Origin of the sequence: Mesorhizobium sp. M7A.F.Ca.US.005.03.2.1 (assembly GCF_003997795.1) — a bacterium.
Classification (GTDB): domain Bacteria; phylum Pseudomonadota; class Alphaproteobacteria; order Rhizobiales; family Rhizobiaceae; genus Mesorhizobium; species Mesorhizobium ciceri.
Genome location: NZ_RZRP01000110.1, coordinates 1 through 11,362, shown reverse-complemented (window position 1 = coordinate 11,362; position 11,362 = coordinate 1). Strand labels below are relative to the sequence as shown.

The window sequence follows — 11,362 nt, the reverse complement described above, 5'->3', positions numbered from 1 at the left end:
GCATTATCCTTTGCCGCAACCCCGCAAAGACCCTGCCGCTGACGGCTGAGCGGACTCGCGTCGCAGCCCAGCGCGCTTTCATGGTTGAGCCGACGTGGCAATCGCAGACGATGTCGTGCAACTGCCAGTCGTTCAGCTCGAAAAAGCGCTTTGCCTCGCCGTATGTATCGTCTTTCAAACCCGATGCGCGCAGCACTGGATCTTCGAAAGCAACCGAAATTGCGGTTCCCTCGCCCCGCATCATTGCACGTGCTTCGGGGTGCAGATGTTCGGTGCCTGCAAACGCGCCAAGGCATCGCTCGGGATTACGCTCCAGCAGTTCAGCCCAGCGCTCTATGCGCTGATTTCGTGTCATTGCGGAATATGCAGCCGACGATTCAATCTTGGCGACGGCATGCAGTTGGTCGAGTGTTTGATGTTTCATGGCCAGCTCCTGTTGAGGCAGCGAAGCGCCCACGCCTTCAAGGGAATTACCGCGCCGTAATGCTTCGACAAGAGCGCCAGGCTGGAGAATTCGACACAACCGGATTGGGCCGGCGGGATCATAAACACACGTGCTGCGTTCATCGGCGGGGGCTGCTTGTGACAAACCGCTGATCCGCGACGGGATGCATCCATGTTCATCCAGCCAATCGACTATTTCCTTGCTGTCTGGTTCGCTCTTGCCGCCACCTCGACGCTCTATGTCGGCTTCGATCAATACCGCAACAATCCCGAACCGCTGGTGATGAAATGGGGTTTCATCCTGGTGACCCTCTATATGGGTCCATTGGGGCTGCTGCTTTATGTGCTTGCAGACAAGGAGCCACGACCGGGCGAGCATGAAGACTTCACCAGGCCGCTGTGGAAGCAAGGCGTCGGTTCGACCATCCACTGCGTTGCCGGCGATGCGACCGGCATCATTCTCGCGGCAGTCATTACGGCAACGCTTGGCCTGCCGATGTGGCTCGACCTCATCGTCGAATATCTGGCGGGTTTCGCCTTCGGCCTGTTCATCTTCCAGTCGCTGTTCATGAAATCGATGATGGGCGGCACCTACTGGGAGAATGTGCGCAAGAGCTTCCTGCCCGAGTTCATCTCGATGAATTTCATGATGGCCGGCATGGCGCCCGTCATGAGCTTCCTGATGATGGGGCGCGACATGCGCGCGATGGAGCCGACCGAGCTCTTGTTCTGGGGCGTGATGTCGATCGGCGTCATTGCCGGCTTCACGCTTGCCTATCCCGCCAATGTCTGGCTGGTCGCTCGCGGACTGAAGCACGGGTTGATGACGCAGCGCCCGCAGGCGGCCGAAATGAGCAGTCGAGAGCCGACCGCCCAGCAACAGCACGCTACGCATCATGCCCGCGCCGGCGATGATCGACGACAAGGCCACGCCAACACATCCCACAAACCCAAACGCAGCGGCCATCAGATGGAGACGGACGCCACGACGCCGCAGATAGCAGCCCTCGGCATGGTCTCGGTGCTGGCGCTGGCGATTGGCATGGCCGCACCGGCGAACTGGCTGAACCTGACGCTTTCAGCACGTGACGTCGGCGGGGCGATCATGCCGCAAGGCATGATCATGGGCCGCGACACGCCGGCGGAAGCCATGCGTGACATGGCTGCAACCGATCCGCATCGCGTCACGGCATCCTATGGCCTTGCCGCCAAAGGCGACCAGGAACTGCCATTCCGCCTGGAGAACGGCGTCAAGGTGTTCGACCTCAGGCCCTCAGTGGTCCGCTGGCAGATCCTGCCCAATGTCGCGGTCGACGCCTATGCCTACAACGGCCAGATCCCCGGTCCGCGCATCCACATTCGCCAGGGCGATAAGGTTCGCATCGACGTCACCAACGACCTGCCTGAGGAGACCACGGTGCATTGGCACGGCATGATCCTGCCGAACCAGATGGATGGGCCCGCCGAGATCACCCAGCCGCCGATCGAGCCTGGGCAATCCTATTCCTACGAATTCACCGCGACCCAGCACGGGACCTATTTCTATCATCCGCATGCCAAGCCGGACCGTACCCAGGCGCTGGGGCTCTATGGGGCGCTGATCATCGACCCTGCCAATCCCGCCGACGAGGTTCAGGCTGACCACGACTATGTGATCGAACTTCAGGAATGGCTGGTGCGCGATGGACTGACCTATCCTTCGATGCCGATGGAAGGCGGTATGCCGAACTTCTTCACCATCAACGGCAAGGCCTATCCCGCAACCGACGCCATCCCCATGAAGGTGGGCGAGACGCTGAAGGTGCGTTTCATCGGCACCAATAATGGCTTCGTCCATCCCATGCATATCCATGGCGGACCCTTCGAGGTCGTCGCTCGTGACGGTGAGACGCTTCCTCCCTCGGCGCGCTTTCTGGCCGATACGATCAATGTCGGGCCAGGACAGCGCTATGACGTCGTCTGGAAGGCACGGCGTCCCGGCAAGTGGCTCATCCATTGCCACATCCCGCATCACACGACGAACAACAATGTCGAGGAAAAGGGCGGCGGCGGGCTGATGGTCGTGATCGACGTCGGTTAGATCTGCCACCCCCCTGTGGATTTACCTGTGTCATCCGGGGGCGCATTGTTGCGCGCTACTTCTTGATAATGGTTCCGTTGCGCAAGTCGAATGCTTCGGTACCGCGAGCCTGGCGGTAGAAATCATCCTGCAATTCACCCCATTCGCCGAGAAAGGCGCCGCAATTGCTGCAATGAATTGGCGTCGACTCGTTGGCGTCGTCGGGAATGTCCATTTGGATGGTCCCACAAGCCTTGCAATCGAGTTTGTCGTCCAGCCGTCGTCCCATTTCCCAATGATTGCGCATTTTCGACCATGAGCCAATTGTCGATTTCGTACCAAATCGCATCGACCATGGCTCATCGGTCAATCGCGAGAGTCAAAAAGGACGGCCAGACCCAGTTCCCGTGCCAGCTCGATGATCGTCTCCATCAATTCATCATCTGTATCCTGCAAATAAGGCGCGTCCCTGCGAGCGGCCTCTATCGCCGCTTTGACCGAAACGATGTCGCCGTATCGCGCACTTCGAAGCTCTTCTGCCAGAAACGCCTTGGCGGTACCGACAGGTCTTATTGCCCATCTGGCGATGCTCATGCGGCTCCCTCCCATGGTCACCTCAGCTTCATTTTGATCCTGTCCAAGGTGCAGATCAATCGATGGTACGATTCCGTACGGAGCTGCCCAACCGGTTGGAGACAGCCGTGTGACGAACGCCTTGGCCAGGTTTTCGGCGTCTCTCTGGGGTGAGTTGGGGCGAAATCGCCCGGTGGGACCGGCCTTGCGGAACCATCGCTCAGCATGGGGGTTTCTTCAAAATCTCCCTCGAAGAATGCAAGGAGCGACCATGCGCATGTTGACGATAGCTGTCGCGCTTTCCGGGGCGGTCACCATTCAGCCCGTCTACGCCCAAACTATCGGACCGCAGCTTCCCCAGGTGACGCCACCGCAGGGCGAAGCGCAGCCGGAGCTGGCGCCGCCCGATCCAGGCTCTGCCGGTTTGAATTTCACCGGCGTCGCCATTGTCGCCGTCGAGGATTTGCCGGACGAAATCAAGGCGCAGGCCGATGCCGTGATTAACCAGACCAGCGCCGAAGATTTGCTTCGCCTGCAAAGCTCCGTCGATGCCTCACCTCAGGCGACGTCGGCTTTGAGAGCGAATGGGCTCAATTCCTCGCAGGTTGTCGCTGCAAACATAGATGGCGATGGCACGCTGACGCTGATCATTCAGACGACGACTTGAGGCATCGAACCATACGCATCACTGAATCGACGAAATGCAGTCGCGGAGAGCAGCAATGGTCGAAGCCGCCGTTCGCAACTTCACCATCAATTTCGGGCCACAGCATCCCTCCGCCCATGGTGTTCTTCGGTTGGTGCTCGAACTGGACGGCGAGATCGTCGAGCGTGCCGATCCGCATATTGGCTTGCTCCATCGAGGCACCGAAAAACTCATAGAGCACAAGAACTATTTGCAAGCGCTGCCCTATTTCGATCGGCTCGACTATGTCGCGCCGATGAACCAGGAGCATGCGTTCTGCCTCGCCGCCGAAAAACTGCTCGACATAACAGTTCCAAAGCGTGGGCAGCTTGTCCGTGTTCTTTTTTGCGAAATTGGCCGGCTTCTGTCGCATCTCCTCAATGTCACGACCCAGGCCATGGATATCGGCGCCCTGACGCCGCCGCTTTGGGGATTTGCGGAGCGCGAGAAGCTGATGGTCTTTTACGAGCGCGCCTCCGGCGCTCGCATGCATGCGAATTACTTCAGAATCGGCGGCGTGCACCAGGATTTGCCTGCGAAGCTTCTCGACGACATCTGGGCTTTCTGCGATCCGTTCCTCAAAGTCTGTGACAACCTCGACGATCTGCTCACCGGCAGCCGCATCTTCAAGCAGCGCAATGTCGATGTTGGTGTGATCGGGCTGGATGATGCCTGGCGCTGGGGGTTTTCCGGCGTGATGGTACGCGGATCGGGCGCGGCATGGGATTTGCGCAAGGCACAGCCATACGAATGTTACCCTGACATGGATTTCGACATCCCCGTCGGCAAGAACGGAGACTGCTATGACCGTTATCTCGTCCGTATGGAGGAGATGCGCCAGTCGGTGCGGATCATGAAGCAATGCCTGGAAAAACTGCGGTCATCCGAAGGCCAGGGGCCGGTCGCGATTCCGAACCAGAAGATCACGCCGCCGCGGCGCGCCACGATGAAACGCTCTATGGAAGCGACCATCCAGCATTTCAAACTTTATACCGAGGGGCATCGCGTGCCGGCGGGAGAAGTCTACGCCGCGGTTGAAGCGCCAAAGGGAGAATTCGGCGTTTATCTGGTTTCTGACGGGGGCAACGTCCCTTACCGGTGCAAAATACGTGCGCCATCTTTCGCCCATCTGCAGGCGATGGATTTCCTGTCTCGAGGGCACATGATCGCCGACGTTGCCGCGATCATCGGGTCGCTCGACATCGTGTTTGGCGAGATAGATCGTTAGTCCTCGGCAGGTTGCGCGCTTGCCCCGCGATGCAGAAATTCCCTCTCATGCGTGGACGGGAGGCTCTTCATTCTCGTCGGGGTTGGGCAGCGGAGTCTCGTCCGGAAGCGTTTCCGGTTCGGGTTCCTCGATCGGCTCCGGCTTCCATGTTGGAGGCGGCACGGGCATATCGCGATTTGGGTCTGGCTGTCTTGGCTGTGGCATCTAACTATCTCCGTTCAGTTGGAACAACTCGTCCGCCGTGGCATGGTTCCTGGCAGAATCCAGCCATCGAGATCGTTGCGCCCTCAAGGCAGGCGCACGTTGGTCCACCCACGGATGCCGGCGCAAAAGTTGCAGATCGTTCGGAACCGGTCGGATTTTCGAGCCGTTGTCGTCGAAATCGACCAAGGAGAAGCGTGATGAAGGACAAGTCAGGAGATATCGACCATACACTGCCGCAAGTCGCCATCGACGATCAGCAGGTGCGACAACTGGCCGCCACGACCGATTTGCCGTCCAGGCAGGCACGCGAACTGGTGCGCCGTCACGGCAACGATCCCCGCAAGCTGGAAGAGTTGGCGAGATCGATCAACGCCACCAACTGAGTCCAGGCCAATGGGCATCGACGGCGCAAGCCGTTGGCATCAGATTTCCAGCAAGGCGTAGGGGCGGCCGCCAGGCTTGGCCACATGCATGGCGACGTTGTAGACCTTGGCTCCGCCAGGCGTTTGGCCTTCGTAAGAACCGCGATGTGCATGACCGTGCACGACAGCACTGACCTGAAATCGATCGATCGTTTCGGCCAGACGTGAAGAGCCCAGAAACGGAAATATTTCCAGCGGTTCTCCCGCGACGGTGTCGGCAATCGGCGCGTAGTGAAGGATCACCAGCGTGCGCTTGGCCCGCACCTGGCGCATCGCATTTTCAAGTCGCATTGCCTCGTTCACGCTTTCCGCGACCATCGTCTTGATCGCCGGTTCCCCGAATGAGCCGAGCATGCGTGACCCGAAGCCGCCTATGAATCCCTTCACGCCGACAAAACCGACCTCCTCGATTTCGACTGTCTGCCCGTCGAGGAGGTGAACATGCGCCTGCCGCAGGATCTTCGTGACGTCTTCCACCGCACCGGACTCGTAGTCATGATTGCCGAGGACTGCCACAACCGGGATCGAGCAGTTGCGCAGATCCTCGGCCAGCATCTCCGCTTCACGAGGCTTGCCGAGATTGGTCAGATCTCCCGTGAGAACGAGAATGTCCGCTTCGCTCGATATCTCGCCGAAGAGGTCTCGATACGAGTTTTGTGCATCTTCCCGCACATGGAGATCCCCGACCGCGGCAACTTTGAGTGCGCGTGCGCCGTCCTTGGGCGCGCTGCTCTTGACGGGATCAGCCATCACGGAATTCTCCCACACCACCGACGCCGGCGAAGCCCCATTCCTTGACGTCGATCTCGTAGTCGGTTTGCGAAAGCAGCCGCCCACGGCAGATCTTCATCCTTGGAGACGGCAATTGCCGTTGCTTGGCGAGGCGGTCGAGCAATTCATCGAGCAACCACGCCGGGATATGATCCCGCTCGCTCGGATAGATCCATCTGAAATTGATAAGCTGCATCAACAGAACCTCCCAATGAACCTCCAGATAAGAAAGCAGCCGGTGCCAATCGATCTGATCGCCCGCCTTGAGAATCGTATGAGCGATATCGGCGCCGTCGTGTCGCCCTCTGTCCTGGATAAAGCATTTGGACCAGATGAGTTCGGTCGGGCCGATGATCCGCACCCTGCTGCCCAACAGCTCGGTTTGGCGGGCGTGTTCCAGCCACAGGTCGCCAACAGGCACCGTGCCGTTGGCCGAGCCGAAGATGACGTCGAAGAAATGCGTGCCCTTGAACACCTTGCCGAGCCACCGGTCGTCCTCGATTTCGACGGCATATCCAAGCTGCTTGAAATGGGCGAGGATCCGCGCGTAGTCGCCTGCCTTGCAGAAGATATCGAGGTCCTTGGTCTGGCGGGTGACACCCGTATAGGCGCTTACCGCGTAGGTCCCGGCGACCAGAAAGGGAATGTCGGTGGCGGCAAGCTCGCGGATTGCTTCGGTATAAAATACCTCCGCCTCGGCATTTTTGAGCGTCGGCGCCGCCTTTGCGTCAATCATGGGAAGCGAGACCAGAACGTTTTCAGGCAATGGGCCATTGGTCATGAAACGATGACTCCGAATCCGGCAACCGGCAGTCGCCCGCTGTGGTAACAACGTGAACCCCGCCTGGTTCCGCTACCGGGCGGCCAGCCAAAGGTTCATTCTCGTCACGTACTGGAAATTTCGGGATCGCGCCTGCCGATCCAAGCCCGGCCCAACGTCATCGCCGGCGCAAGTCTCTATGTCGCCTCGAAATCGGCCCATGCCGCCGCCAATGTCCCATTGGCCCAAATTTGAAACACCCCGTGGGTGCTCGATCTCGATCGTTTTGGGGTTTATTGGGCTTACCCAATCGGGCACACAAAGCTGAAGCCGAGGCGCTTGATCTAACCGCAGCCGATCGGCGTGCGCCAAGCCACTATCAGGACCATAAAGGCATGACCCCCTCGCCTCCCTTTCTCGGCTTTCCCGACCGTCTTGCAGATAGCCACGTCCCTCGTGCGGTAATCTTCGGGGCCGGTCACGGCAGCACCTATCCCGGCAGGGACAGCAGCGGCTATGCCTTGGCCGCCAACGCCATCCGTGCTGCCAGCCAGGACGATGCCGCATTCGTCGAGCACTGGGATTTCGATCTTGGCGGCCCGCTGTTCGACGGCAAGCCGGCCTCTTGCATCGACGCCGGCGATATCTTGACCACCATGCATGACAATGCCGGCAACCGGGCCAGGATCGAGGCAAAAACGCGCGAGATCCTGACGTTGCCGGCTGTGCCGATCCTGATCGGCGGCGACTGTTCCATGACCATTCCCTTCCTCGCCGGCTTTGCAGAGCACGGGCCGGTCTGGGTCCTGCAGGTCGACGCCCATATAGACTGGCGCGACGAGGTTCATGGCGAACGCCACGGCTATTCGAGCCCGATGCGCAGGGCAAGCGAGATGCCGCATGTCGCCGGCATGGTGCAGGTCGGTCTGCGCAGCGTCGGCAGCGCGCGCATCGCCGAAATCGAAGCAGCCCGGCGCTATGGCAGCCGCTTCGTGACCGCCCGCGAGGTTCATGCCCAGGGCGTCGAAGCCGCGCTCCGGCATATTCCGAAAGCCGCGCGGGTCGTCGTCACCCTCGACTGCGACAGCCTTGATCCAAGCATCATGCCGGGCGTGGCGGCGCGTACACCCGGCGGCCTCACCTACACGCAGGTAATCGACCTGATCGCCGGCCTCGGCAAACGGGCCAGGATCGCAGGATTCGACCTTGTCGAGTTCTATCCTCCGGCCGATATTGACGGCCTGTCAGCGCGGACCGCCGCGCGCCTTCTCGTCAATGTGGTCGGCACCGTCGTCCGGCAGGTTTGATGTCAAAATCCCGCTCTTCGCCGCAGAGCGGCCCAAAAGCGCGTGAGCGAGCTTGCGGTTGAAATGCCCTTTTTGGCACCTGGGTATTCGATCCTGCCTCGTCCGACCGGCTCGTCGCTCCAGACCAGGTTGAAAGCAATGCCCTTGAGCCCAAGCTCCCCGATCCGGCGTACGATCGTCTCCTGCAGATAAATATCGGATATTCGCACCCCGTCGGCACGCTCGGGCAGCTTGAATATCTCGGTACCGCCGATTGCGTCCGCTCGAAGGACGAGGCTTTCGATCACCATGATGCCGCCATCGTCAAAGCGAACGATCTTTGAACGTTCCTCGTCCAGCGCATCGATCACGGTGGTGACATTGAAGAGCGATATTGGCTCGTCAGCAGGAAGCGGCAGGAATTCACCGTACGGTTCGAGGGTTGGCCGAAGCAATTTCGACGCCCTCGCCCGCAGGATGAGCACATGCTCGCCAAGCCATGGAAAATCTGAATATTGCCGGAGCGTACCGTCGTCGTGTTCGCGCAGGATCTCCATCCTGGGCGGATGCCATTGTGTCTGCTTCCGGCCGCAGAGCGTCGAAAACAGCTGGTAGTCGTCCGCCTGCCGAGGAAGGACCCATTCCTGTCCTTCGATCACGCTCAGGACATAGATGTTCATCCGGTCCCCCGCACATCATCGCCTTGGTAGGTTCGGCCTGCTGCGCTGCTCTTCGCGCGCGTTCTCACCGCTGGTCCGCGACGGCCATTTGCGGCACCGGCGGCAATTCGGGTGCATCCATCCCTTTGAAAGGGTCACGCCAGGCGTCGATGTCTTCAAGTCGACGGTACCAGCGGCTGACAGAGGGATAGTCGTCGAGCGGCAGTCTGGCGGCGTCGTTGAACGGTAGGAAGGTCGCCATTCGAAAATCGGCATAGGAAACCGAATTGCCGACCAGCCACTGCCGCTCGGCAAGCACGGCGTCGAGTATTGCCGCAGCCGTATGGAATTGGTTCAGGCCCTCCTCCACCCGCTTCTGATCGATCGGGCCGATGCCGTACCGCTGTTTCGTCCCACGTTCGAAATGCACCGTGTCGCAAGCGAGTGCGAAGTGCTCTTTGCCCCAGCTGAGCCACCGGATCATCTCGGGTTCGTCATCGCCGGTACGCCAGAAATCCGAATGCGCGTGGCGCGACAGCCTGCAGGCTATGGCGTCTGCCTCCCAGAGGCTCTTTCCCTCATCATCCACAAGGATGGGCAGTGAGAGGTTGGGATTTAACCGGCGAAATTTCTCCATTTGCCCGGCAGCGAATGGCGAGGCGAATTCGAAGTCCAGTTTCGTTTCGAGATAGCGTGCGACCGCGACCGCCAATCGAGGATTGGGATTGCGGCTGAAGTACAGCTTCATTGGGCACCGACGATCTGGGCGACCACGCAATAGTCGATCATGAGCAGCCTCTATGCAGCTTCGAAGTCAGCCCAAGCGCCCATGTATCCCAATGGATTGGGCTCGCCTTTCATCATCGTTTTTCGCCAAGCTTCCTGCTCGGCATTCATCAGAGCCAATTCCCGAACACAGGCAATAACAGGTCTCTTAACCGTGTCCATCGGTTCGGTTGCGGAATACAGCTTCCGATAGATGTGCTGACAAAGCACCGAACCCTGTATCCACCAGTGAGCTAAGATGGACACACCGAGCTCACCAGGATGAATGATCACAAAGCCCATGCCATTCTCGTCACCCTCGTCCGCCACACGCGGCAGAACCTCCTGTCGCACGAATGACTGCGCCAGAGTCGCCATGGGTTCGTCGATCTTTTTGTTGTCTGCGACGAGACCATAGACTTTGAGCTTGAGACCACCAATGTCCCATTGGCCCAAATTTGAAACACCACGTGGATGGTAGATCTCGATCGTTTCAGAATTCACTGAGCGCACTCCAATTGGCTATTGGCAGCAGACGTACCTGATAGCTCATCACGCGACTTGCACCCGGCGCGATCAGCATCAGGCCTGGTTTGTCGACAAAATCACCATCGAAATCCACCGGGCTTGCAAGGCCGTGCCAGGGTTCGATGCACAGGAACGGCGCGCCGCCCGGCTTTGACCAGACGCCCAACTCCCGAACCCCTTGCCAGGACATCTCGATCGCCGGGCCACGCTCGGCGGCATAACGCACGCTGGAGCTTGCGGGCTGGTCCATGATCACCGCGTCCTCGTCGAACAACCGCTCGGAGAGCGGGAGTATGTTGCCTTCGACAGGCGTCGGCTGTGGCGTTTTCAGCAGCAGTCCGTCCTTAAGGCGGCGGATCGGCGCCGGCTCATCATCGGCAAAGATCAGCCGGTAGTCCGTCTTGGCCTGATCCGGCTGCAAGGGCCAATTGAATGCCGGGTGCGCCCCGATCGATGCCGGCAGGAGCTCATCACCAGTGTTGGTGATGTCGAAAGTCACATCAAGCTGCTGGCGGACCAGCGTGTAGGTCACTTCAAGCCGAAAGGCGAACGGATAGCGCGCCCGGGTGTCGACATCGTCGGTGAGCACCAGCGTGCAGGATCGCGGCCCCTTCCGCGCCCAGGCAAACGGCTTGTCGCGCGCGAACCCGTGCTGCGTCATTGGATAGGTCCGGCCGCGATGGCGCAGATGATCGCCCGCCAGCCGCCCTACGATCGGGAACAGCACCGGCGAGTGACGCCGCCATTCCGGCCCCGCCTGCCACAGGAATTCGAATCCGTGCGCATCTTGCAGCGAAATCAGTTCGGCGCCCTGCGCAACGATGGTCGCCGAGATACCGTCGCCATGAAGCGTTTGGCTGTCCTGTGCCACATTTCCTCGCGGGTTGTTGTTGAAGGCCGGCGCGGTGGGCAGACTAGCAAAAGCGCTTCGGGACTCAAGGTGCAGCCTGGTTCTGCAGGAACGAATTGTGGCGGGAG

General features: G+C 59.8%; 14 protein-coding genes. 5 read left to right on the top strand and 9 right to left on the bottom strand.

The features are described 5' to 3' along the window. The coding region (locus tag EN991_RS09015; protein WP_127368601.1) for a hypothetical protein at nt 1-424 on the bottom strand (424 nt) is incomplete at its 3' end. Between the two features lie 192 nt (nt 425-616). Here EN991_RS09015 and EN991_RS09010 point away from each other — a divergent pair. Beyond that, complete coding sequence (locus EN991_RS09010; RefSeq protein ID WP_127368600.1) at nt 617-2,524, top strand: DUF4396 domain-containing protein; 1,908 nt, start codon at nt 617-619, stop codon at nt 2,522-2,524. 55 nt (nt 2,525-2,579) lie between these two features. On the opposite strand, the gene EN991_RS39820 is transcribed toward EN991_RS09010, so the two are convergent. Next, on the bottom strand, nt 2,580-2,873 hold the full coding sequence (locus tag EN991_RS39820) for a hypothetical protein (RefSeq protein WP_164745831.1): 294 nt from the start codon (nt 2,871-2,873) through the stop codon (nt 2,580-2,582). Continuing rightward, nucleotides 2,870-3,097: a hypothetical protein gene (locus tag EN991_RS09000; protein WP_013531524.1), complete on the bottom strand. Its 228-nt coding sequence runs from the start codon at nt 3,095-3,097 to the stop codon at nt 2,870-2,872. The genes EN991_RS39820 and EN991_RS09000 overlap by 4 nt, the downstream gene beginning before the upstream one ends. A 250-nt stretch (nt 3,098-3,347) precedes the next feature. Here EN991_RS09000 and EN991_RS08995 point away from each other — a divergent pair, with 250 nt between their 5' ends. The 3 genes from EN991_RS08995 to EN991_RS08980 all read left to right on the top strand — a co-directional run bounded on the left by EN991_RS08995 (nt 3,348) and on the right by EN991_RS08980 (nt 5,576). After that, nucleotides 3,348-3,743: a hypothetical protein gene (locus EN991_RS08995; protein WP_013531523.1), complete on the top strand. Its 396-nt coding sequence runs from the start codon at nt 3,348-3,350 to the stop codon at nt 3,741-3,743. Nucleotides 3,744-3,798: 55 nt separating this feature from the next. Next, nucleotides 3,799-4,989 carry an NADH-quinone oxidoreductase subunit D gene (locus tag EN991_RS08990; protein WP_063168035.1) on the top strand — a complete coding sequence of 397 codons (1,191 nt, stop codon included), beginning with the start codon at nt 3,799-3,801 and terminating at the stop codon, nt 4,987-4,989. Between the two features lie 401 nt (nt 4,990-5,390). Further along, the gene (locus tag EN991_RS08980; protein WP_013531520.1) at nt 5,391-5,576 is read left to right on the top strand and encodes a hypothetical protein; all 186 of its coding nucleotides are present in this window, start codon (nt 5,391-5,393) and stop codon (nt 5,574-5,576) included. A gap of 39 nt (nt 5,577-5,615) precedes the next feature. On the opposite strand, the gene EN991_RS08975 is transcribed toward EN991_RS08980, so the two are convergent. Together EN991_RS08975 and EN991_RS08970 are read right to left on the bottom strand one after the other, a co-directional pair. Further along, nucleotides 5,616-6,365: a metallophosphoesterase gene (locus tag EN991_RS08975; RefSeq protein ID WP_013531519.1), complete on the bottom strand. Its 750-nt coding sequence runs from the start codon at nt 6,363-6,365 to the stop codon at nt 5,616-5,618. Then, nucleotides 6,358-7,167 carry a nucleotidyltransferase family protein gene (locus EN991_RS08970; protein WP_063168036.1) on the bottom strand — a complete coding sequence of 270 codons (810 nt, stop codon included), beginning with the start codon at nt 7,165-7,167 and terminating at the stop codon, nt 6,358-6,360. The genes EN991_RS08975 and EN991_RS08970 overlap by 8 nt, the downstream gene beginning before the upstream one ends. 374 nt (nt 7,168-7,541) lie before the next feature. Here EN991_RS08970 and EN991_RS08960 point away from each other — a divergent pair, with 374 nt between their 5' ends. Then, on the top strand, nt 7,542-8,453 hold the full coding sequence (locus tag EN991_RS08960; RefSeq protein ID WP_127368598.1) for an agmatinase: 912 nt from the start codon (nt 7,542-7,544) through the stop codon (nt 8,451-8,453). A 2-nt stretch (nt 8,454-8,455) separates the two neighbouring features. On the opposite strand, the gene EN991_RS08955 is transcribed toward EN991_RS08960, so the two are convergent. The 4 genes from EN991_RS08955 to EN991_RS08940 all read right to left on the bottom strand — a co-directional run bounded on the left by EN991_RS08955 (nt 8,456) and on the right by EN991_RS08940 (nt 11,255). Continuing rightward, nucleotides 8,456-9,112: a DUF1629 domain-containing protein gene (locus EN991_RS08955; protein WP_127368597.1), complete on the bottom strand. Its 657-nt coding sequence runs from the start codon at nt 9,110-9,112 to the stop codon at nt 8,456-8,458. A 64-nt stretch (nt 9,113-9,176) separates the two neighbouring features. After that, a complete protein-coding gene (locus EN991_RS08950; RefSeq protein ID WP_024505208.1) occupies nt 9,177-9,839 on the bottom strand; it encodes a glutathione S-transferase family protein in 663 nt (220 codons plus the stop codon). A 50-nt stretch (nt 9,840-9,889) separates the two neighbouring features. Further along, nucleotides 9,890-10,360, bottom strand: a complete 471-nt coding sequence (locus EN991_RS08945; protein ID WP_127368596.1) for a hypothetical protein — start codon at nt 10,358-10,360, stop codon at nt 9,890-9,892. Beyond that, nucleotides 10,350-11,255 carry an aldose 1-epimerase family protein gene (locus tag EN991_RS08940; protein WP_127368595.1) on the bottom strand — a complete coding sequence of 302 codons (906 nt, stop codon included), beginning with the start codon at nt 11,253-11,255 and terminating at the stop codon, nt 10,350-10,352. Before EN991_RS08940 ends, EN991_RS08945 begins: the two co-directional genes overlap by 11 nt. Nucleotides 11,256-11,362: the final 107 nt, after the last annotated feature.

What these genes read in the sequence shown, in the direction of transcription:
- EN991_RS09010 (WP_127368600.1), top strand. Translation starts at nt 617, where the DNA reads ATGTTCATCCAGCCAATCGACTATTTCCTTGCTGTCTGGTTCGCTCTT.
- EN991_RS09000 (WP_013531524.1), bottom strand. Translation starts at nt 3,097, where the DNA reads ATGAGCATCGCCAGATGGGCAATAAGACCTGTCGGTACCGCCAAGGCG.
- EN991_RS08995 (WP_013531523.1), top strand. Translation starts at nt 3,348, where the DNA reads ATGCGCATGTTGACGATAGCTGTCGCGCTTTCCGGGGCGGTCACCATT.
- EN991_RS08990 (WP_063168035.1), top strand. Translation starts at nt 3,799, where the DNA reads ATGGTCGAAGCCGCCGTTCGCAACTTCACCATCAATTTCGGGCCACAG.
- EN991_RS08980 (WP_013531520.1), top strand. Translation starts at nt 5,391, where the DNA reads ATGAAGGACAAGTCAGGAGATATCGACCATACACTGCCGCAAGTCGCC.
- EN991_RS08975 (WP_013531519.1), bottom strand. Translation starts at nt 6,365, where the DNA reads ATGGCTGATCCCGTCAAGAGCAGCGCGCCCAAGGACGGCGCACGCGCA.
- EN991_RS08970 (WP_063168036.1), bottom strand. Translation starts at nt 7,167, where the DNA reads ATGACCAATGGCCCATTGCCTGAAAACGTTCTGGTCTCGCTTCCCATG.
- EN991_RS08960 (WP_127368598.1), top strand. Translation starts at nt 7,542, where the DNA reads ATGACCCCCTCGCCTCCCTTTCTCGGCTTTCCCGACCGTCTTGCAGAT.
- EN991_RS08955 (WP_127368597.1), bottom strand. Translation starts at nt 9,112, where the DNA reads ATGAACATCTATGTCCTGAGCGTGATCGAAGGACAGGAATGGGTCCTT.
- EN991_RS08950 (WP_024505208.1), bottom strand. Translation starts at nt 9,839, where the DNA reads ATGAAGCTGTACTTCAGCCGCAATCCCAATCCTCGATTGGCGGTCGCG.